General features: G+C 58.2%; 16 protein-coding genes. 8 read left to right on the top strand and 8 right to left on the bottom strand.

Features of this window, described 5'->3' with window-relative positions; translation table 11 throughout:
* Positions 1-200 precede the first annotated feature (200 nt).
* The gene (locus tag ACQKRQ_RS02415) at positions 201-737 is read right to left on the bottom strand and encodes a hypothetical protein (protein ID WP_408280698.1); all 537 of its coding nucleotides are present in this window, start codon (positions 735-737) and stop codon (positions 201-203) included.
* Between the two features lie 628 nt (positions 738-1,365).
* On the opposite strand from ACQKRQ_RS02415, the gene ACQKRQ_RS02410 reads away from it, so the two are divergent.
* The 3 genes from ACQKRQ_RS02410 to ACQKRQ_RS02400 all read left to right on the top strand — a co-directional run bounded on the left by ACQKRQ_RS02410 (position 1,366) and on the right by ACQKRQ_RS02400 (position 3,898).
* Positions 1,366-2,517 carry a porin gene (locus ACQKRQ_RS02410; RefSeq protein ID WP_132378241.1) on the top strand — a complete coding sequence of 384 codons (1,152 nt, stop codon included), beginning with the start codon at positions 1,366-1,368 and terminating at the stop codon, positions 2,515-2,517.
* A gap of 199 nt (positions 2,518-2,716) precedes the next feature.
* Entirely contained in the window at positions 2,717-3,187 is a 471-nt protein-coding gene (locus tag ACQKRQ_RS02405) for a hypothetical protein (RefSeq protein WP_408175377.1), read from the top strand.
* A 138-nt stretch (positions 3,188-3,325) separates the two neighbouring features.
* Positions 3,326-3,898 (top strand): hypothetical protein, encoded by a 573-nt coding sequence (locus tag ACQKRQ_RS02400; RefSeq protein ID WP_427474895.1) that lies wholly within the window; start codon positions 3,326-3,328, stop codon positions 3,896-3,898.
* 37 nt (positions 3,899-3,935) lie between these two features.
* Here the strand turns inward: ACQKRQ_RS02400 and ACQKRQ_RS02395 are convergent, their stop codons facing one another.
* From ACQKRQ_RS02395 to ACQKRQ_RS02370, 6 genes are all read right to left on the bottom strand, one after another.
* The gene (locus ACQKRQ_RS02395) at positions 3,936-5,090 is read right to left on the bottom strand and encodes a hypothetical protein (protein WP_427474894.1); all 1,155 of its coding nucleotides are present in this window, start codon (positions 5,088-5,090) and stop codon (positions 3,936-3,938) included.
* 325 nt (positions 5,091-5,415) lie between these two features.
* Positions 5,416-6,996 (bottom strand): hypothetical protein, encoded by a 1,581-nt coding sequence (locus ACQKRQ_RS02390; protein WP_427474893.1) that lies wholly within the window; start codon positions 6,994-6,996, stop codon positions 5,416-5,418.
* The gene (locus ACQKRQ_RS02385) at positions 6,993-11,879 is read right to left on the bottom strand and encodes an AAA domain-containing protein (protein ID WP_427474892.1); all 4,887 of its coding nucleotides are present in this window, start codon (positions 11,877-11,879) and stop codon (positions 6,993-6,995) included. The genes ACQKRQ_RS02390 and ACQKRQ_RS02385 overlap by 4 nt, the downstream gene beginning before the upstream one ends.
* Before the next feature lie 59 nt (positions 11,880-11,938).
* On the bottom strand, positions 11,939-12,145 hold the full coding sequence (locus ACQKRQ_RS02380; protein ID WP_427474891.1) for a hypothetical protein: 207 nt from the start codon (positions 12,143-12,145) through the stop codon (positions 11,939-11,941).
* Between the two features lie 200 nt (positions 12,146-12,345).
* On the bottom strand, positions 12,346-13,086 hold the full coding sequence (locus ACQKRQ_RS02375) for a DUF2971 domain-containing protein (protein ID WP_427474890.1): 741 nt from the start codon (positions 13,084-13,086) through the stop codon (positions 12,346-12,348).
* Between the two features lie 538 nt (positions 13,087-13,624).
* Positions 13,625-14,536, bottom strand: a complete 912-nt coding sequence (locus tag ACQKRQ_RS02370) for a helix-turn-helix transcriptional regulator (RefSeq protein ID WP_427474889.1) — start codon at positions 14,534-14,536, stop codon at positions 13,625-13,627.
* 106 nt (positions 14,537-14,642) lie between these two features.
* Between ACQKRQ_RS02370 and ACQKRQ_RS02365 the strand changes: the two genes are divergently transcribed.
* From ACQKRQ_RS02365 to ACQKRQ_RS02345, 5 genes are read left to right on the top strand one after another with little or no spacing between them, the layout of a single operon-like run.
* On the top strand, positions 14,643-15,545 hold the full coding sequence (locus ACQKRQ_RS02365; protein WP_427474888.1) for an AAA family ATPase: 903 nt from the start codon (positions 14,643-14,645) through the stop codon (positions 15,543-15,545).
* Positions 15,542-16,027: a hypothetical protein gene (locus tag ACQKRQ_RS02360; protein WP_427474887.1), complete on the top strand. Its 486-nt coding sequence runs from the start codon at positions 15,542-15,544 to the stop codon at positions 16,025-16,027. The genes ACQKRQ_RS02365 and ACQKRQ_RS02360 overlap by 4 nt, the downstream gene beginning before the upstream one ends.
* On the top strand, positions 16,024-16,524 hold the full coding sequence (locus ACQKRQ_RS02355; protein ID WP_427474886.1) for an HORMA domain containing protein: 501 nt from the start codon (positions 16,024-16,026) through the stop codon (positions 16,522-16,524). Before ACQKRQ_RS02360 ends, ACQKRQ_RS02355 begins: the two co-directional genes overlap by 4 nt.
* Positions 16,524-17,426 carry a CBASS oligonucleotide cyclase gene (locus tag ACQKRQ_RS02350; RefSeq protein WP_427474885.1) on the top strand — a complete coding sequence of 301 codons (903 nt, stop codon included), beginning with the start codon at positions 16,524-16,526 and terminating at the stop codon, positions 17,424-17,426. The genes ACQKRQ_RS02355 and ACQKRQ_RS02350 overlap by 1 nt, the downstream gene beginning before the upstream one ends.
* An 11-nt stretch (positions 17,427-17,437) precedes the next feature.
* Positions 17,438-18,166 (top strand): DUF6602 domain-containing protein, encoded by a 729-nt coding sequence (locus ACQKRQ_RS02345; protein WP_427474884.1) that lies wholly within the window; start codon positions 17,438-17,440, stop codon positions 18,164-18,166.
* 1,235 nt (positions 18,167-19,401) lie between these two features.
* Here the strand turns inward: ACQKRQ_RS02345 and ACQKRQ_RS02340 are convergent.
* Entirely contained in the window at positions 19,402-20,706 is a 1,305-nt protein-coding gene (locus ACQKRQ_RS02340; protein ID WP_427474883.1) for a PucR family transcriptional regulator, read from the bottom strand.
* Positions 20,707-20,978 lie beyond the last annotated feature (272 nt).

Below are 20,978 nucleotides of genomic sequence, written 5' to 3'. Positions count from 1 at the left end.
GGGTAGCGTGGGCGAATGCACAGCCGGCACGCACTCAGACCCAAAACCACATGGTTCACGCTCGCGCCGCTATGACGCGAGGATTCTATGAAGCGAATGTGAAAGTATATTGACAGGTTTTAGTAATATTTTGTTCAGGCCGTTGGGAGGCAGCCTGGCCAGCCCCGGAGCCTGTCGCAGGCCGCGAGCGGAACCGATCTTTAACCTGGACGGCGAAACTCGTTCTCGACCCACGCCGCGGCGCTCGCCTTGCTGAGCTTGAAGTTGGGCGCGACCTGCACTTGCGCGAGCTGCTCGCCGAACGTGTCGAGCGCGGTCAACAACGCATACGGTTCGTCTTCGTCGGGAACGATGTCGAGCGTGATGTCGAGTTCGTCGTTGCCGTCCGCGCTCGCCACTCGCACTTCCTTATGGAGTTGCGCGCGCAGTTGCTGCTCGTGGCGCCGCAGCACTTCAGACGCGGTCTTCACCAGCGTGTTGAACGCCGAGGTGTCCAGCGGCTTCGGATCCTTCTTGTTGCGGCCCATCGTCCACGGACCGACGAGCGCGGGTTCCGCTTCGCCGTCCTTGATCATTTCGACGGCCCAGCCTTCGTCGTCTTCATTCTTGATGACGCGCGCGGTCCAGCCGTCGTCGCGCCACAGGCGTGCTTCGTGCACGGTCTCGCCCAGTTCGGACGAGCCTTCCGTCGTGAGATCTTCAGCGGTGTCGGACGATGGAAGGGGTGTATCGGTCATTACAGGTTCACTCACGTTCGCGGGGGCGGAAACACATCTCAAGCGCGCAATTCTACCCGCCTCGCACTCGGCGGATGCGGCCCTCTGACGAACGGACAAGCCACGGCGAGCGCATTGCCAATCGAAATAATCTATTTCCTTATTCGCGGGAACTTATAAACCGATTATAAAAAATCATAAAAAAACGCGGCCCGAAGGCCGCGTATAAAGATGAAAAAGACACCCTTGGTCAAGGGGCAAGACGAATTGTAGAACCGTAATTCATCGTAATAGATCCCGCGAATTGGAAGAGTGCATTGCAGGAACTAGAATAAATCGACGAAATATCTCGAAATAGACGCTAATCCTTACTGCTCATGGCTTGCGGCGATTCGTCGCGATCAGGCAACAACACGCCATTGACACGGCATCCATGAATTCATAGCCGAACAGATTTTTTCTTTATTTACCCGCACTTAGACAATTCCGTATTCACCATTACGGATTCGAGAATTCATTGTTGTGTCATATGCGATTAAAGATAGGAATAGCAGGAATACACTTCGCAGCGGATCGTCAGCCCGCCGGCGCAATCGGCGGTGAGCACTGGAATGCGATTCCCCATGCACTGTTTCGGAGTTATCTAACCATGAAAAAAACCCTCATCGCAGCAGGCCTCCTGGGCGCGGTTGCCATCAGCGCCCATGCACAGAGCAGCGTGACCTTGTACGGCACGCTTGACGCCGGCCTCGTCTACTCGAACAACCAGGGCGGCCATAGCAACTGGCAACAAGGCAGCGGCTCGGTGTCGAACACCTACTTCGGCCTGCGCGGCAGTGAAGACCTCGGCGGCGGCCTGCATGCGATCTTCACGTTGGAGAACGGCTTCAACCTGAATAACGGTCAGGACACGGAAAGCAACACGATGTTCAACCGTCAGGCTTTCGTCGGTCTGAAAAGCGATCAGTACGGTGCGCTGACGCTCGGCCGTCAATACGATTCCGTGGTCGACTACCTGGCGCCGCTGTCCGAAGCCGGCGCGGGCTACGGCAACAACCTCGCGGCTCACCCGTTCGACAACGACAACCTCGATAACTCGTTCTCGATCAAGAACGCCGTCAAGTACACGAGCGCGAACTACGCGGGCCTGAAGTTCGGCGGCCTGTATGGCTTCAGCAATTCGGCCGGTGATTTCTCCAACAACCGTGCATGGAGCGTCGGCGCTTCGTATGACAACGGTCCGCTGAGCGTTGCCGCCGCTTACCTGCAACTGAACAAGTCGGGCAGCTCGAACCTGAGCGGCGCCGTGTCGCAAGGCGACGGCACCGCGGCGATCGCAGCCGATCTGCAGCGCACGTATGGCGCGGGCATCAACTACACGTATGGCCCGGCAACGGTCGGCTTCGTCTATACGCACACACAACTCGACGGCATTACCGGCGTGGATGTCGGCGGCACGACGTTGCCCGGCGTCGCCGGCACCAACCTGCACCTGGACAACTACGAAGTGAACGGCCGCTATGCACTGACGCCGGCACTGAGCCTCGCGGCGTCGTACACGTTCACGGACGGCAAGATGTCCGGCTCAAACGGTTCGGGCGATCCGAAGTGGCACACGGTGTCGCTGCAAGGCGACTACTCGCTGAGCAAGCGTACCGACGTGTACGTGGAAGGCGTGTATCAGCATGCGTCGGGCGAGCTCGGCAACTTCGGCTCGAACGTCGCGGCGATCAACACCCTCGCACCGTCGTCGAACGGCAATCAGCTGGCAGCGGCAGTCGGCCTGCGTCATCGCTTCTAAGTATTTTCAGGTGGTACGTGCGCAGCGAATGTATCGATTCGCTCCGTGAGCAACCCGCGCGTGACACGATCACGTCGCGGGTTTTTTATAGCCCTTACGTTTGGACACAATGCCGAGGGCCGTGGATAGTGACGACGCGCACACCCGGTGGGTATACTGAGCGCAGTTGCCTTCCTTGCCGCAACGTTGCGATGTCGCGATGCCGTTGCGGTTGAACGGCGGCTTCGTCGCGAAGCATGACGTTGCGCTCTATCGCGTTGCGCTTCGCCCGCGCCCCAAGTTCCCGCGTACGACCGGGGACGCCGACGACCAGACCATGAAAAGACTTCTCCTGCTTGCCCCCGCTGCTGCCGCGCTCGCTGCGCTTGCCGGTTGCGGTTCTTCCAGCGGCCCAGCGCGCGACGCGTCCCTGCCGATGATGTACGTGTCGTCGCAACGCGCGCCTGCCTATATCGCCGATTGCCTCGAAAGCCGGTTGTCACGCGTGCGTATGTCGCGCGTCGGCGGCGCGACGGAGATCGCCGTCGGCTCGGATTCGAACAACTCGTATTTCGTGACGCTGACGCCGTCGAACACCGGCTCGGTCATCAAGGTGATGCATCCCGCGAACGCGCCGGACGATCCGCCGGAACCGGAAATGCGCTTCGATATTGCACGCTGCGCGACCTGAGCTTCGGTCGCACGCTGCGTTTTGAAGGCTACGCCGACGCGCGATTTTTTTAACTCGCGTGTCGGCTATTTTTTTATCCGCTCATCTGCGAACATAGCCGCCCTTTGTTCTTGATGCGGCGCTCTGCCGCGAGTTTCGATGGCATCCAGCAAAGCACATCACGCTACCGGTTTTGCAGCCGGCGTCATCGCCGCGGCGATCGTCGCGCGCATCGGCGGCAGCGGTTCGTTTCATCTCGGCGTGGTGTTGAGTTTCATCACCGGTGTGATTGGCAGCACGGCGCCGGACTGGCTTTTAGGTGTTTTGGATTTGTCTGTCTTGGCTATCTTTTTTTCGGATTGGAGGGGGCGCGGGGGAGAAGACAGACGCGAGGCTGTGGATCGTGTTTTCTCCCATTGGGCCGAGCATGTCGCGGATACGCTCCAAAACCAAGCACCCTGTGTGCGTGTCGCCTTCCGACTTCGCATGCGACGTCAAATGAACGAGCTGATACTTGGTACGGTCTTTCTCCGGGTCCATGACGCGGACATGGGCCGCGCGCGGCGGATAGGCACGGTTGGAACACGGCGCACATGCCTTCAGGTTCTGACGATAAGCGCGGACAATGCGCTGCGAGACTCGCGTTTGGCCGCACGCCTGATGAGGGGGCATGCTTCGCGACGCTGCCTGCGATCAAATTGGCAGCATGACCGCCCCGGACATCCCACTTAAAAATCTCAGAAGACTGTCCGAACGAGTGAGGTCACCTCTATCCGCCATCGTCATCACTGTGTTCGGAAAATACCGAAGCCTTCGATAGTGCGCCGATGACACCTAGGAAACGGTCTTTGTCGAGCTTGATGCGAATCCCGGTCCTGTCCCAAGATATCTGAAAGACCGACAGATTCCGCGTCGCCATCGTTGTCGCGAGAAAGTCGTTTCCATCGCGCGACAACGATAAGCTCGAGGTAAAGAATTTTGCGCGTACGATCTTCGGCAATAGACTGTCGATCGACGGCGGTTGGCGTTGAACGAAATCGGTGAACGTTGGGAATCGGTCCACCTTAATTTTCTCTTTGGGGATCGACACGGTAGCGCCAGGTGCCAAGAACGACTCTTCGCATGGTGCCGAAGCAACGACAAGATCGCCCTGTGCATACGCATGCCACCACAACGCTCGCACCGTGACGCCCCTCGCATACGGCGGCTCCACGTCAGCCAGAATGCGGACCCAACCCATATCGTCTTCACCGAGACCGCTATTCAGGTTGAACCAGACCTCATAGAACCCTCCAACGCCCTTTGAAAGCGTGATGCTAGGGTTTCGCCTATCCGCCGCGAGCAACTGCATAGGAAGGTGATGCGCCACACGCATTCCCTTCCCAAAATCCGATTCGTCACCGAAATCACGCTGATAACGATACGACTGGTTGCGCAAAAACTCTTCGAGTGCGGGCGCTCCGCTGCCCCCTAGAGTTATTTTCCCGAAGTACGGCAAATCCAGCCGGATGGTCCTACCGACGATGATCGAGTGCACTCCGCGAAACGCGAGTGCAGCGAAGTCTACCTCGCGCTTTACCCTCGAGAACTCGGCGGCATGTGTCAGGACACTCGCCATGTCATCACGATTCAGCGGAGCGACCAAGGGCGGCGCGAGATTGCCCGATACCAATTCTTGAGCGATTTTCAGAAACGATTCTGCGTGCGCGACCGTCCCACAGATAAGGAACTGTGTTGCCGACGCGCCGACGGCTAGGTATCCCACCTTTCGTACGAGTCGCGTCGGACTGAACGAAAGCTGCTGAATGTGATCTGGCGGCTCACCTAGAGATGGAAGATACATCCATTTTCCCCGAACGTCTCTGCTCATCAAGAGATCGGAGATGCCAATCCCAAGCCCCTCGAAAATCGCGATTACCGTCATAGGTTTTGTTTCAGTTCCGTTGCCGGATCAGCTCTGCACAGGCAACAGCGTCGACAGTTTCCTCCCCAGTCCGCTTCGGATTCGTCGACAGTAATAGTCCGATTGAGCACTCGATGAAAAAAATCGACGACGACTGTTCTTAAGGCGAGCGCAACCAACAGTTTTCCTTCAGCAAGACCTTCGAAAGAGCTTGCCTCGATGACTCGCCGAGTAGTCTTCGTCAGAATTCCCACAGGCGCGTTAAGCAGCGGCGCCGCGAGAAAAATCGCAAGGCACAGTCCCAGTAGCCGAGGAAAGCGTGACGAGAAGTACGCTCTCAGCGTCCTCACACAGGCTTTCTCAAGGTCAGACGCGCCCTACCCGATGGTGTCGGCGTCAAACCCCTAGTCCCAAGCCCGTCAAGCAATAGCGTGAGCTCTTGTACTGCCTCGCCCCCGCCGTCGTCCCTAGACGCAGATAGCAACTCAGGTTTCCCGCGTACTCGGTTCGATACCAGTGCGCCGGCGGCCTGCAGGTGGTCCGGCTGTGAAGACATGAAGCCGATGGGGACTGCAACGGGTTGGTGAGCGAGATGGAAATGAAATAGCGCGCAGACCAACAGATCCGGCACTAGCAGCAATTCCAGGTTGCCGTTCATGAGCGACACGTCCGCGCCAAACAGTCGCGGAAACAAGTCCCAGTACACCGACAGCCTTTCCCGGGTTGAGCGCCGATCGGCGGGTACCACGACGCGGATGCCACTATGCGGCGGCGCACCGCACCCGGGCGCCGAGGAGAGGACGCGATCAAGTTTTTGCACAAGATCCCGCGCTCCGCGGGCGCGAGCCCAGAGGGACAACTGCGGTGCCCACCAGAGGCCTTGCCGGTATTGGGAAACCCCGGTTCCTGCAGCCTCCGGTGCGGCAGTCGACGGCGCACCGGTCTCCTGGTCAATGTCCTCTTTGGCTGAAGTCGACAAATCAAGCTGGGCTAGTTCGGTCGCAACCCGTCCCAAAACCAGATCTGCATTACGCGGCAGGTGCAGCGCGCCTAACATTGGAAAGACCCGAGCATCCTCGTAATTCGCAACGCCAGTAAGGTGGACCTCTTGCACATAGCGGCGCAGGTCGAAGGCATCGTTCGAGACATATCGCCCCAGCAGCGTGTCGTCAAACAGACGAATGAAGTCGCGCAGACTCTCGTTGTTGCCGCGATCCTGGTTGGCAAGCGCGTCGGTGATCGCCTCAGAAATCTCCAGGCGGCTACCGAAGCTCTCGTCATCGATGTTGCGGCGCACGCTCACCTGACCTTCCAGGTCAAGATGGAAGACGCAGGGCAACGGAATGCTGAAGCGCTCACCTGCGTCTACCGCACTGATCTTGTAGATCTCGGCTTTCTCTTTCTTGCAGATCTGGCTGAGGTGTTGCTGGAAAGCTTGTTCCGCATACTGGATGGTGCGCGACTGCTTGTCGAAGTTGCGTGTAGCAAGCTCCACCTGCGAGCGTACACGCTTGATCCGATCCGGGCGGTTGGCGGGGTTGAAGCTGATCAGGTCGAATACAACCTCTGCGCTCCAGTCCTGGATCTTGAAGAAACGCGGCAGGTTATCGGAGCTGTCCTGGAAGCGCGCTAGCGCGTATGGCGTGAGCTCTAGTTGATCCTCGCTCCATTGGATCAGGCGCTCGCCCAGCAGCGCCTTGATGACGGCATCGGTTTCCTTCTTCGAAAAGCCGAAGAATTCCTGGATCTGGATTGGACTCAAGTTACCGCAAACGAAGGCGATGCGAAGCGCGAATTCGGTGACTACCGGCAGCGCTTCCTCTGCACTGATCGCGCATGCGATCGCGAAGCTCTGCGCGGGAATCGCAAAGGTGATCTCGTCTATCGCAAGCTGTTCCCGGAGCCGTTGTTCTTCCACCGTGATCATGCCCGTTCTCCAGAGATGGCCGACACCTCGATGACGTTGTAGGCTGTGCCGTCGCGATGCTGTTCGATATAGGCCAGTACGCGGCCCAGCGCCGAGGCCTGATGTCGCTCCCGCCACATGCGCGCCGCGCCGACGATCACCAGCCGGTCCATCGCGCGCGAGATGGCAACGTTCACCCGCTCGCCACTGCTCAGGAAGCCCTGTTCGTAGTGGCCGTTGTTGCGTGTGGTCGAGACGATAATGATGCGGTTTTCCTTACCTTGGTAACTGTCGACGGTGTCGATCTTGATCAGACGCCGGTAACCCATCGCCCAATCCTGCTCGCTGAGCAAACGCTGCAGCAGGCGCTCCTGTTCCGCGTACATGCAGATCACGCCGATTGGCTTCTCGTCTTCCGCGCTGTCCGCCATCAGCGACTGGATGAATGTTCCGCTGGTGCAGATCGAACGTAGGAGGTCAAGGATTTCGCGGGCTTCGTAGGGATTGTCGAAGCCCGGGTTCTTAGCCCGGTCGTACGACTCGCGGCCCGCCTCGGAAGTGTCGACCCAGGTCACGATGGAACTCATGCGCTCGGGAAGCTCTTCGAACCATGATGCCGGAGCGCCACGACCCGACTCCAGCGGCACCGGATAGAAACAGGCCGACACCAGCGCGCCAATTGGCGGCGCCATACGGTACTGCGTTCGCAAAACGGCACCGACCCGACGGCCATAAGCGGATTCAAAGGCGCGCTCGAAGTCACTGCGCGTGAGAGCCGATCGGTCCGGCCATTGCAGATCAATTGCTATCCTGCGCACGACAGGCTCGGTGTAGAGCGGAGGCAACTGCCGATGATCGCCCACAAGCAGGACCCGACGCCCGGACTGGATCGCGACCGCCAGCTCTCCAGGCGTTGCGCGTGCAGCTTCGTCTACGATCACCCAGTCGTAGTGATTGTTCGCCACGCCGAACTGGGAGCGCCCTAGGCCCACGCAGGTACCGCACACCAGCGATCGGGTCTTCGCCAGAAACTCCTCGAAATTCCCGCGCAGCGTACCGAGTCGGTCTACCCACTCCTGGGACATGGCGATGACCTGGTCCAGGCGGGCCACAGCATCGGGTGACGTCACGCCGTGCAACGCCATAGTCTCGCAGCGCAGCTGATCAATAACTTCGTCGGGCTGCCCGTTGCCGACATGGCCGAACTTCTCCAGCGCAATTGTCTGAAAGCGCTCACGTCTTTGATGGACGCGCGCCTCCAGCGACTTGCGCGCCTCGCTGGCCACGTCAGCCAGATCGCGTTTTACACTCAGACGGTCCATTTCCTCTAGCAGCCGCCCAAGGTGGAACGCGATGTCGAACCACCGCTCCACGAACTGGTTGGGCAAGCCCAGGTTGCGGTTGAGCGCAGTGACGCGCTGGCGCATTTCGGAGCGGAACAGGTCCCGGCAAGCCTGAAGGATGGCGGCCGAATGGTGTGGTCGCAACTGCTCGGACACCATGCCTTCAGCCCCGAATCGCACAACGTCCAGCGGCAGCCCGGTATGCTGGCATAGCTCGATGGCCTTCTCTGCGGCATTGTTCACCGCCTCATGCGACTGGCTGGCCAAAAGGATGCTTTGGGCTCCCTGCGACAAGGCATAGTGAATGAAGGAAGCTATAAAAGAAGTCTTACCTGTACCAGGGGGCCCCTGCAGCAGACTCAGTGGCCCGTAAGACCATAGCTTGGCAAAGGCGTCGCGCTGCTGGCGATTGAGCGAAAACACCAGCTGGCCATCCTTGTCATAACGGTTGTAGGCATCGAGATCGGCATCGCTCGGTGCCGGTTGCAGGGCCAGCGGCTCCGGACAGTCTAGAGAATCGAAGTAGTCGATCAGCGGCGGAACCACTGACTCACGAGCCAGGATACGCGTCACGGCAAGGCGCCGGCGCCGGAAAGACGACAGGTCCTGCTGGCTGCGCAGCTTGATTCGATCGCCCACATTTGACTGCATCCGCAGGCGCGGATTGTCCAGCACGATGATGGACTGCGTCGTCTCGCGCATGTCGACGTCGCCCACACGCACCAGCTCGCCGTTGATCTCCTGCAAGGCTTCGACCTTGGCGTCTGACTCATAGTCTAGGGGCTCGCCGTCCTTGCGATAGGGGATACGAAGCTTGTCACGCCGCCCATTCATCTCACGAGCCACCGGCGCGGCGATTTCGACTTCGGGTAGCGTGGCCTCCTCGGCATCCAGTATGGCCCGCCACAGCGCCTCCGTCCGCGGAGCTTCCCGCGGTTGCTCAGGCGTTTCCACGTCGTCCGGTTCTTCAGCCGCAGGCTGGGCCTCGAGCCCAAGGATCTGGACGCGGACCAGGTCCATCGCCGCGCGAACGTCGGACAGGGCTTCCAGAACATCCAGTAGTCGAGTCGGATCGTCCGCCGGCGCCGGCTCAAGGTGCAGCGTGGCTTCCAGCGTCGTAACAGCCTGTGATGCTGTTCGCACGAACATGCTATGCGGCATCTCCTGGATACGTAGCGACGCAAATTCCAGAGCGGTCGGTTTGAGCAGAATCAACAGCCGCTTTCGCACGCCGGCTATCGACACCACAACGTGCCGCTGCTGATGAGGCTTTCTCACGTTCTCGGCACACACCCCCACGTGGAACTTGCCGTTATCGCCGGCCAGCTCCTGACGGGATGTCAACTGACGTACCAAAACGGCCACGCTCGGCCCGGTGCTTACAGGCGGAGGATTAAGCAGGCGCGCCAGGGAATCGTCGATGCGGTCCAGCGCATATACTCGCAATTCACGACTCAGGCAGCGATAAATCTCCTCACGCAAGGGCGTTGAACCCAAGCCATCCCAAACGACGTCCAGATCGAGCAGTTCGCCGCACATTTTGGCCACGGCGTAGCAGTCACGCTGGTCGAGCGTAACGGATTCGTGGTCGGCAGGCGCGTACGCTGGCGTAAGCAGGCCCGCGTTGCCAACGGGCACAATGTCGATGGCATCGAGGAATCGAACTTCGTCGCCTTCCACCACGACGTTGCCGGGATGCAGGTCACCATGGTGCAAACCCGAGCCATGCAGATGTAACGTGGCCTTGACCAACTGTTGACAGAGTTCCAGCACCCGGCGCCCGGTGGCGCACGCACGGGCTGCGTCGTCCAATGATTGCGCCTCCAGCCAATGTTGTACGAGGAAGGTTCCCGCATCCGAGATCCCGAAGTCGATTATCTCCGCGAGCGACGCACATGGCTGCGCCTTCACAAGACGCGCCTTGTCTAGGAAGGCCTGCAACTGGTTGGTCTCTGCTGGCCGCTTGACATCGGGTTTGCGTCCATACCAGACCTTCACCGTGATGCTTCTGCCGCCGAGTGTGGACTTATAGAGGTGACTAGACCCCTGTTTGAGGTGCTCTTCAATCGGGTACACGACCATGGGAATCAGATCGGTGCGATACGGCTCGAACACCGCCAGGTCGACGCCCGCCGCGGACTGTTGCCCCAACGGCAACGTGTTCAGGCCATCGAGCATGGTGCGTGCGTTCGCGAAGCGCTCCTCTGGGATCAGTTCGAGGGCGCGTGCGAACCATGCTGCCAGGCCTGCATCGCAATCCATGTCCGTCGGCATTTCCCATAAGAACAGTCCGTGCTGCAGCAGGGGCAAGCGGAGAAACAGAAGGTGGTGCACGGCGACACCCAGCAGATACACGTCGCGACGAAAAGGGTCACTGGCCTCGCCCTGCCCGATCTCTGAGTCCTCCGGCAGCACCGCCTTGCCTGCTCGAAGACTGTCTCGCAGGGGACCGACCGTCCCAGCCTCCGGGAAATACGCGGTTAAGAAACCCGAGATCGACACCTTCGAGGGACGCTCCAGCCACAGGCTGTGATCGCTGACATCCCGATGGGCCACGCCAGCGTCATGCAGTTCTGCAAAGTGAGACAGCAGTACCTTGACCAGCGCTAGCCGCTCCCCGAAGTTCAAGTCGTGGCCGTACCGGTGCACGAACTCGTTAAGTCGCAACTGTCGCGACGGAAGCCGGTAGAGTTCGCAGAAGTCGGCATCGATGTCATCCCGGGTCGGATGGGACAAGGGCTGGAGGGCCACGCTATCAAGCTGCTCGTTCTGTTCGTGAATGTACCCAAGCACCTTGTGTTCACGTAACGCGATACGTGCGCGCTCGTCAACCGTGTCGGCAACCCCCCTCAATGCAGAGAAGTTCCAGCGCCGAAGCAGCGCCTCATGGCGGTGGTCGTCCTTTTTGACCGATTTGTATTCTGTGTAAAGGCCATCGGGATGGGGGAAGGTCGCCTCGCCGACGATCTGAAAGTTGTTGAAGGAAAAGCCGGAAGGCTTAAAGTCCCTGCCCCGAAAAAACGGGGTGAACACGTCAAGGTACTCATTAGGCTTTCGGGCCTGCAACTCACCGAACTCCTGGCGGTAGCCGCCGGGTTTGGCTATCTTAAGGAACTGATCGAGCGTGCGCACGAAGGCCTTTTCGTCGTCCGGGACGGCCGAGAAGTCGGCGTTGCCACACATGACCACCCGATAGTCGATGTAGACCTGCTTGGCTGGCGCGGATAGCCGGGCCCGAATCTTGGACGAGAGGATCTTCCATTTGTCGGCCAGAACCTTGACCGGCGAGCGGCCCATGTCGTCGCCGTCGCGTAGCCAGTGGTCCTGCATTGGCTCAATCTTGCCGCGCCATTTCTTGAGTTCGACAATGAGCAGCCGATCATGGGTCAACAGCACCAGGTCGATCTCGCGGTCCCGGTACGTCGTATCCATCATCATGAAACCGGCATAGCCATGCCACTTCTGGCTGTACTCGGACAGGTTGAAGGCTTGGCGCATGCGTTCGAGTGCGTCTTTCTCGGACGCATGAATGCCGTCGCTGCTGATGATGTCGATTTTCATACTTGTATTTTTTCAGCGCGCCGGTACGGCGGTCAACGCACTTCAGTGATCAACCCCGATCAGCGCAAGCGCATCGTTGTGTAGGAGTGAAGCAAGACAATCACCGACACAATCAAGGCGATGAATGTGATAAAAACCGCCAAAATTCGGACCAGAAGGTTCGCTGTGTTCGAGATACGGCTGTAGTAGAAGGTCCACATGTTGCCGGGAATACCGTCGACGTCCTCTGCACCTGCCGGAAACGTTCGCTGATACTCTTCCAGCACCTTTGCTTCGATAGCGTTGTGAATCTTGGCTGTTCCACTCTCCAGCCGAGTTCAGCAGCGCTCTGACCAATTTTCGCTTAATCATACATGCGTTCTTCCAGGGAGTCAGTCCGTGCCATGCGTTGTTGTGGGCTTCGAATTGGACTCAACAGCGTTGTAACCGGTTAAGCGTATTGAGTACCTTGCTAGTGCTTCTCGCACTATCGAAGTACCTCTCGTAACGCGATGCGGAATAGATCATTTTCTTCTCTGACGGCTTCTGCCAACTTGCAGTCAGGATACTTCTCCACAAGGCCCTGAATCCGCTCGCGGTCAGCATCAGGCGTGCGCAAGCCAAGGCAAATTTGCTTCAACCAACTTCGATCAAAATTTTGCAGACCAGGATGAAAGGAAATCAACCTGGCTTCCTGCTCGTACTTCCACTCAGGCGCCTTCGTCGTAAGGTAAGTTGTTAATATTGGCTGAATATCTTTGCCAAAATCTGGTTTCTTTGACAGATCTAATCGCTGGAGGGCATCAAACAGTGCGTCGGTTGAATATACAACTGAGGCGACTCCCACCATCGTGTCGCTGATGAAAGCATATGGAATGTCGAAGGTGAGACACACGCCGGTATGGTTAGCAGCGTAGTGCGCCCAAAAAAGTCGCTGGTCGTCACCGGTGATCTCACCTGCGCAAAGGCTATAAACACCACATGTTTCTGCTTTTTTCACGACATCATCGGCTAGGCGTAGAAACCACTCCTCGGCTTTTGGCGAGTGCGTTGCCGTTTGTCCTGCTCGCGCCAATCGAAAAGCTTTCACGAGGTCTATTTGACAGTCAGCAGGGTCATTGAGCTTCGCTGGGTCGGGGAAATAATAGGTACTGCTTTCCAAGCTCTGCCAGAGGCGATCGTCTAGCTGCCTGAATTTATGCGCTCTGAAACTAGCAGCGTCGCTCATCGTAGGGTCCTGGTTGGGAGATCTTGCTCATATCAGTGACTGGTGAGCGGATTGGTTTTTGACAATCTACTCCTGTTTCGCGGAAAGCAGCCCCCAACATTGCTGTCAGGGGCTGCTGCCTAATCGTCAATCTGCTGTTCAATTGAGACCGCACGTTCCCGCCGATTCTCGGTCGCGTGTGGGGCTTCGGCACTGCGATCAAAAATCGGGTAAAGCTGCGCCCATTCTCGTCAAAGTTGTTCCAATAGGCTATCCATTGCCGCCACGTCGCTGCCCAGCCCCACGCGTGTACTGGAACGGCAGTTGTAGGTTGCCAGCGGAGCTGCAAATTTTCTTCGCGTTTATCAGGCCGACTTGAAGTTTCTCCGCACTATCTACGCGGGGACGCTCAGCGACGTCGAGGTGTCCGTGCTCCAGAGGGCGCACTGCGCACGCCGTGACGTTCGCAGATGGTATCGGCGGTGGACCGTGCAGATCAAAAGGCTTTCCGCATTCGCCTCGCGTTACCCTGGCAGATTGTGGAAAAGCATGGGTGACGTTATCGGAACTTGCTTTTTGGAAGGTGAGAAATTAAATCTGCGCGGTTGGCCAGAATAATCTGCTGCGCCTCTGGCGACCGAGGACTCTCTTCCTCATCGAGCCGTAATTGCTGAAGCACGTAGAAAAGCAGTGGCTGCCGACATTCGAAAGCACATACGCCGTTCTGCATTCCGTAGTCCAGTTCGATCATGCGCCTGTGTGCCTCGGCAAGATCAGGATGAGCTGCTATCACTACCTTAACCCTCGTTTCCCACTCAACGTCTTCCTCGATCAGAGGATCGGTCGGTTCGACTTGTTGGATTTCGACGACCCGGGAAAGCAGAAAGTCGCGGTATTGCCGACGTGAGTGGCAATAAGCTCTCATATGCCAGCGGAAACCGTCGTGGACAAGAGCGTGTGGACTCAGTAGACGAACCGTGGGCTCGATTGATGAAAAGGACTGGTAGCGCAGCGTGAGTGAGAGTCTATCCCTGATCGCCCGCACAACGGCTATAACGACGTCGGCGCTGATTCGCCTTGAAGGAGGTGTCGCGTATGCCACGGGAGGATGCCAACCGAGAAAGCTCCCGTAGGGTACCTCTACTCCCTCGGACGCCCTGAGCAGATCGTCCAGATAATGTTCGAGAGAGCTCGATTCGAAGAGCGGCCTAAACACGGGACCAGCTACATATAGCCTTCCCGTCCGGTCGTAGTCGAGATTTCCCGGCGCGCGCCTTGTGTACTCGGCAATGTCAAGCGACGCCTGGGGAATCGATATCCCAAAAAAGCCGGTCAGGTCGCTTCGGTTAAAACGACCGTCCCAACGCAGCCGGAAGTCGATGAATTCGAGCCTTCGTTCCTGCCCCCATTTTGCGCCGCCGCTGCGCAGGGCGCCTGCCAGCCCGTGCGGCGATTCGTTGTCAGCGTTCATCCGGCGATGATGCACTACGTCTAAAAAGTAGACAAGCATAAAAAGTAGACGCGAATAAAGTTTAGACGTATTATTTACCTGTCACCTCCGTCTACATGCCATCCACATGAGCAAGACCACGCACGAATTGCCACAGGGCATCCATGAAATCCGCGACCTGCCGGACCCTCAGCTTTCCGCAATGTGGAATTCGATCGTTATCGATGAATCGCAGAAAGCACAGCTCCTCTCGCAGGCGGTCGTGAATTTCACGGTAAGGCCCAAGGTAGACCGGAGCGTCCTTCCGTTGCACGGTGTCATTCTTCTTGTCGGGGCACCCGGAACGGGAAAGACAACGCTCGCCCGTGGTCTCGCGGGTCGTGTTGCTGAAATCTACAAGGCGAAAGGCCTGCGCCTGCTGGAGGTCGAGCCCCATTCGCTGACGAGCTCGGCCATGGGGAAGACACAGCGTGCCGTCTCCGAACTGTTTTCACAGTCGATTGCGGAATCTGCGATGAACGGTCCGACCATCGTGCTGCTCGACGAGGTCGAGACGCTTGTCGCCGACCGATCGAAGCTAAGTCTGGAGGCGAACCCGATCGACGTACATCGTGCGACGGACGCCGTGCTTGTCCAACTGGACCTGCTCGCCGAGCGACACCCCAACCTGCTGTTCCTCGCGACAAGCAATTTCCCCGACGCTATCGACAGCGCATTTACTTCCCGGTGCGACCTTGTCATGAAGATCGCCCTGCCAGGGGAACTCGCCTGCGAACAGATTCTTACGGCCTGTCTCGACGGACTGGGAAAAACGTTTCCCGCGATCGGGAAACTCACCGGCTCAAACGAATTCAAGCGATGTGCCCGTGAATTCGTGGGCCTTGATGGACGCTCCATCCGCAAGGCCGTGGCGAGCGCGCTGGCCTCGAGTCCGCAAGTCGCAGTCGACCCTAACCAGTTGACCCTGCAACACCTCGCGCAGGCGGCCTCTTCGAGCAAAGCCCACCGCAACGTTGGAGCAAAGGCATGAGCAGCGTCGTCAAACGGACCATCCGCAGTTCACCGCATCGCAACTCTGCAGAAACCTGGGGTGCCATTGTCGACCTGCTAACACAAGGGAAAGACGGAAGCGCAAAAACCGAACTGCTCGCAGTTGCGGGCATCGCAAGCTCGCTTATCGCCGATCGCAACATGGAAACCGCACCGGTCGTCATCACGTGCGACGGGCCGCGCACGCGCATCTATTGCACGTATGAAGACGACGCGGTCGATGGCACCTCAGCCAACGAAGGTAGCGTCGGTTACGACCCGCTGGCTGGCAACTGGAACATCTCGCTGCCTTGCAGCGCTGATGATCTCAGTTGGGTTTCCGACGCTTTGCGAAAGCACAGCAGCCGCATTACCGCGCGCGATCTGACGTCTGGATTTGCCACTGATGAAGCGGCGCAGATAGCAGCGGACGGGCGCGCCCACGAACTGGAACTGAACGTTTCGGAGTTCCTCGAGACATGAGCACCGTTGCCACCTATTCCTATACCCATTCTGTCACGTATGTTGCGGACAACATCCTGAAGAGCATAAAGGACATTATTCGCTTGAGCGGGATGGACCCGTCAGCGTTTGTCGGCGACTGGGAATCGAATACGCGCGCCGTCAAGACGTGGCTGGAGACGGGTGATCTCGAGAAAGTTATCCTGGAAGTGTTCGACCCGGCGACTGACAGTCTGGTTACGCGTTGGGATATCGACATCGTATATGGCTGGTCCGCCGGTGACGGCTCGTTCTGGACTGACACTGAGCAGCTTGCGTATGCCATCCGGAAGGCCGGCGTCGCGCCCGCCGCGGCGAAATACAGTTTTCTGCTCAAAACGAAGCCGAATCGACCGGATGTCCAGGGATGGGGGAAGGCAGCGTACAGGTCGCTCGACGGCATGGTGAAACAGGGGCTCGGAACGACGGTAGAACATAGCGGCCTAGGCGCGCAAGCCGGTTACTGGAGACAACGTTAATGCTCACTGTTGATGAAGCCTTCCGCAAGTTCAAGTCACGGCTTGAACTTAACAAGCGCGAGCAGGAGAACGCCTCGCAGCGTCAAAACGAGGTGCGCGACTATCTGAAAACCAAGTTCGGTATTGACCGCAGTTTCCTGACAGGCTCTTACGCGCGATACACAAAGACCAAACCCCTCCGGGACATCGACATATTCTTCGTCCTCAAGGAAGCCGAAAAACACTACCGGTCAAAGGATCCGTCTGTGATTCTTGAGGATTTCCACAAAGCGCTCGCGGACAAGTACGGCCACTCCGCCGTGCGCAAGCAGTCGCGGTCCATCAATGTCGATTTCGGCATTGTCATCGATGCGGATGACAAGACGGATTACCGCATCGTCAGCATCGATGCTGTTCCAGCTTTTGCCACCGGCGACAACTACGAGATTCCGGATTCCAAAGCCAACAAATGGATCAAAACGAATCCGGAGATTCACAAGGAAATAACGACCGAGGTGCATCAGGCCTACGCAAATGAATGGAAGGGTATCGTGCGGATGGTCAAGTATTGGAACAACAATCCCAGGCACGGCGAGGAAAAGCCGGTTAAGCCCTCATTTCTTCTGGAGGTGATGGCCCTCGAATGTCTTCACGGAGGCTGGGGCGGCAGTCACGCCCGCGAAATCCAGGGCTTTTTCGCCACCCTCGCGGATCGTATCCTTGATGAATGGCCCGATCCGGCGGGTCTGGGCCCCGCCATCAGCAGCGATATGGACCTTGCGCGCAAGACTCGCGCGCAACAATTGCTGCGCGAAGCCGCCCGCGAAGCATCGGTCGCGATAGACCATGCACGCAGAGGACGCACGGGCGAAGCGTTACGCGCATGGCGTGCGCTCTTCGGAACGCGCTTTCCGCTATCTTGAGGACGCTGAACATGTCAAGCTGGTCACTTTCGCAGTTACTCGCATCACTGCACGAGGACATCGAGCAGCGACTTGCGATCGTCCGCAAATCGCTGCATCACCCGGGCTCGAAGGGCGACGCGAGCGAGAATGTCTGGATCGACATGCTGGATACGTATCTGCCAAAGCGATACCAGGCCGCGAAAGCCCATGTCGTGGATAGCCATGGCACATTCAGTCAGCAGATGGATGTGGTCGTCTTCGACAGGCAGTACTCGCCGTTCATCTTCAAGTACGAGGGCGAAACGATCGTGCCGGCGGAAAGCGTTTACGCTGTATTCGAGGCAAAGCAGACCGCCAATGCCACGCTCGTCGACTACGCACAGAGGAAGGTGGCGAGCGTTCGACAACTGCATCGAACGAGTCTTCCCATTCCTCACGCCGGCGGAACGTACCCGGCCAAGCCGTTGATTCCAATTCTGGGTGGCCTCCTTGCGTTTGAAAGTGACTGGACTCCTGCGCTTGGCAAAGCGATGAACAAGGCGCTACGCACTGACCTGGGCGAAGGCAGGCTGGATGTCGGCTGCGTCGCGTCGCATGGACACTTCTTCTTTGATGGAACCACGTCCGACTATCAGTTCATGAAAGAAGGCAAACCGGCCACCGCATTTCTTTTCAAATTGATCGCGACGCTTCAATTCAGCGGCACTGTGCCGATGATTGACATTGAAGCCTACGCCAAGTGGCTCACCAAACTTTGAATTGCTGGCAAATCTCGGCCGGTTTGAAGGCCCGTGAAAAATCCCCGTCGTCCCGTCGAACCAGAGTTTCGCGTCCGCAGACCTAATCACGCGAGGGGTCTGCGCCGCGCCGGATGCCGCCACACTGCCCTGCCCGCTGAGAACGCTAAAATATCCCGGCAAAACAGTCATCAGGTCCTGTGCTTGTTTCCTGTTGCACCGAAGCAAAGGTGACATGACGGATGCGACCAAAGAAGGCGCCAAACGATATCCGATGCTGGCCGACGTGTGATGGGGGCCGGCTGCGTGAGGCAAGCGGGCGATCACGCATGGAGATCACCTAGGGCCACAAAGGACATGAAGGTTGGACGGATCTCCCTGCTCGATTCTCTGCATCCGTGCTGCCTCCTCGTTTCTCAAAAAACTGGACGGCCTGAATGCAATTTACCCGCTGTTATATGTGCAAAGCCGAGGGCACAACGACGGAGCATGTTCCGCCGCGTGCGCTATTTCCGGAGGCGAAAGATGTTCAGGGAAGAAACTACGGGATCGACCTTATTGCCGTCCCCTCCTGCCCGCTCCATAACACAGCCAAGTCGGATGACGACCAGTTCCTGATGGTGAGCCTCGCGGGCATCATTGGCAATAACTCAATCGGTTATCACCATCGGATGACGAAGGTGGACAGCGCAATCCGACGCAGCTCAAATCGGCTGCTTGACAAGGTCCTCGTCAAGAAAAGTCATTCGTTAAAAATTGATCTCAACAACAACCGGTTTTTGGAGGTGATCTGGGGGACCCCCGACGCGCAGAGGCTTCACGTTGCTTCAATCACATTGTTCGCGGTTTGCATTTCCATCACTTTTCAGAGCCTCTGGTGGGCGAGGTCCGTCCATTCCTGGATTTTCTCGTTCGCCAACATACGGAACCGCACAGCCGCCCCCTCACGAACCACCGCGCCTAGCCGGAGCCCCCTACAGCGCGAGCGGTTTCGTTCGTCGACCCGGAGCGGCCTTACGTGGTTGCGCTGGCACGATGGCCGTTTCCAAACGTACAGCGGACATTCATTCCTTCGAGTCAGTCGGCAAGTGAGAGGTTTAAGTGGCCGCTTACGCCTTAGCAGGAGCCGCCCTCGGCGAACGACTGCTTAGGAGAAACACGTAGGACCGAAGCCACCCACTTTGGCCTTTCGATATTGATTTGCACCGAATCCTGACCCACGTGCCACCGTATTCCTGGGTCGGGCAGACGCAAGGTCAATCCTCCGTCCCGGCGGCGGAGTTTTCGGCGTCGCCTCCTGGATAGACACTCATTGCATTGCGCAGATTCAGGGCGATAAAGAGCCGGGCTATCCAGCTTGGAGCATCGAGCTCGGCTTCAAGCAACGTCTCGATGCGGGCGATCCTGTAGTTCAGCGTATTGGGATGTATGCCAAGTGAAGCAGCGGTAGCCTTACGGTGCTGGCTGTTGTCGAAGTAGCACTCTAGGGTCTTCATCAAGTCCCTCTCATGCAGGATTTCCCCAAGTATGGATTCGAAGTAGCGCAGGGCGCTCCCGTTGGAACGAATGCTTTCGTCAATGGCGATGTCCGAATACAGGTACACCTTCGTTGCTCCATCGCCGTGCAACGCAAAGTTGAGCGCTGTCATCGCTTCCTCCGCCGATGTCGCCCACCCCTTCGCCCCTTGGTTCACGAATCCGACCCCGATGGCCCGGACCTCGCCCGACTTTTTCGCAAAGGCGATGATCGCCTCCAACAGCAGGCGCTGACTGAAAATCAACGAGCTTCCACAGGCGCCGGGAACCCATAGGACGAGCCGGCCGCGTCGTGTGACATAAACGACGTGATCGGCGGGGATCTTGATATGACGCGCAATGTCGTGGACAAGGTTCCCGAGGGCGCCTTCGGGATTCATCCTGGACACGTCGCTCAGCTCGTAATCGATGGCCAATGCGATGCGCGGCACGGTCGAATCGAAGCCGAGGCTGCGTCCGATCCGGCAGAAGTCCTGGTCGTCGTTCGTGCCGTTGAATACCAGATCGCACAGCTGGCGCCGCACTTCGGCCCGCCAGCTCGTCTGCTGGAATTGTTCGTCGAGAAAAACCCGCCCGATGAACTGGGTCATGAAGTTGGAATATTCGAGCAGGTACGGCGATATCACGAAGAGAAGCTCGTCGCGCAACGCGTTATCGTGCTCCGCCAGGTCGAGGTGAGCTTGCCACAGCTCCTTGGTGCCCAGCCGAAAGGCACACAGTATGGCTACGAGGGAAATGCCCTGGTGGACACGCCGCCTGACCGACGCTTCGAATTTCTCCATCTCCGCTGGCATGAACCACGCCTGTTCGAGAATCGAACCGCACCAGCGCTTCACGAACAAGCCGATCGAGTTCCGAATATCCCTTTTCTCGGATAATCCAAGGTTCGCGTATCCGTCCACCTGCATGACCGCCGCATAGCAGCGGTCAATGACGTACGAGGGCTCGTCAGCGAGCGCCGCGACATTTTCTCGCAGTCGATCGCTGATTTCGGGAGCCTGAATGATTGATGCAGAGCAATCCATTTCGCTGTCTTGGGGATTAGGTATGTAGGGGGTGTATCGAGTCTGCGATCAGGGCTTCGATATCAGGCTCCTGCGGCACGTCCGCATGGGCCGCATTGGGTCTGCGCGGCCGCATCAGTTCTCCGCGGGGATGCTGGCAACGAACCGGACGCGCACGGCGGCCTTCAGGCGAAAGCGTGTCTCGAGGTGGCCGTGGCAGGCTTCGGCCGTCCCGCTCGCGGCGCCGCCAGTTACGATCCGCAGCCAGGGTTGCGTGCAAGAACGCGGCGAGA

The organism is Paraburkholderia sp. NPDC080076, assembly GCF_050281145.1.
Classification (GTDB): domain Bacteria; phylum Pseudomonadota; class Gammaproteobacteria; order Burkholderiales; family Burkholderiaceae; genus Paraburkholderia.
Note: the sequence above shows the minus strand (reverse complement) of the source record. Positions and strands in the feature narration are given on the sequence as shown.

Excerpts from the sequence above, each read along its gene's own strand:
- ACQKRQ_RS02415 (WP_408280698.1), bottom strand. The coding sequence starts at position 737 with ATGACCGATACACCCCTTCCATCGTCCGACACCGCTGAAGATCTCACG.
- ACQKRQ_RS02410 (WP_132378241.1), top strand. The coding sequence starts at position 1,366 with ATGAAAAAAACCCTCATCGCAGCAGGCCTCCTGGGCGCGGTTGCCATC.
- ACQKRQ_RS02405 (WP_408175377.1), top strand. The coding sequence starts at position 2,717 with ATGCCGTTGCGGTTGAACGGCGGCTTCGTCGCGAAGCATGACGTTGCG.
- ACQKRQ_RS02400 (WP_427474895.1), top strand. The coding sequence starts at position 3,326 with ATGGCATCCAGCAAAGCACATCACGCTACCGGTTTTGCAGCCGGCGTC.
- ACQKRQ_RS02395 (WP_427474894.1), bottom strand. The coding sequence starts at position 5,090 with ATGACGGTAATCGCGATTTTCGAGGGGCTTGGGATTGGCATCTCCGAT.
- ACQKRQ_RS02390 (WP_427474893.1), bottom strand. The coding sequence starts at position 6,996 with ATGATCACGGTGGAAGAACAACGGCTCCGGGAACAGCTTGCGATAGAC.
- ACQKRQ_RS02385 (WP_427474892.1), bottom strand. The coding sequence starts at position 11,879 with ATGAAAATCGACATCATCAGCAGCGACGGCATTCATGCGTCCGAGAAA.
- ACQKRQ_RS02375 (WP_427474890.1), bottom strand. The coding sequence starts at position 13,086 with ATGAGCGACGCTGCTAGTTTCAGAGCGCATAAATTCAGGCAGCTAGAC.
- ACQKRQ_RS02370 (WP_427474889.1), bottom strand. The coding sequence starts at position 14,536 with ATGAACGCTGACAACGAATCGCCGCACGGGCTGGCAGGCGCCCTGCGC.
- ACQKRQ_RS02365 (WP_427474888.1), top strand. The coding sequence starts at position 14,643 with ATGAGCAAGACCACGCACGAATTGCCACAGGGCATCCATGAAATCCGC.
- ACQKRQ_RS02360 (WP_427474887.1), top strand. The coding sequence starts at position 15,542 with ATGAGCAGCGTCGTCAAACGGACCATCCGCAGTTCACCGCATCGCAAC.
- ACQKRQ_RS02355 (WP_427474886.1), top strand. The coding sequence starts at position 16,024 with ATGAGCACCGTTGCCACCTATTCCTATACCCATTCTGTCACGTATGTT.
- ACQKRQ_RS02350 (WP_427474885.1), top strand. The coding sequence starts at position 16,524 with ATGCTCACTGTTGATGAAGCCTTCCGCAAGTTCAAGTCACGGCTTGAA.
- ACQKRQ_RS02345 (WP_427474884.1), top strand. The coding sequence starts at position 17,438 with ATGTCAAGCTGGTCACTTTCGCAGTTACTCGCATCACTGCACGAGGAC.
- ACQKRQ_RS02340 (WP_427474883.1), bottom strand. The coding sequence starts at position 20,706 with ATGGATTGCTCTGCATCAATCATTCAGGCTCCCGAAATCAGCGATCGA.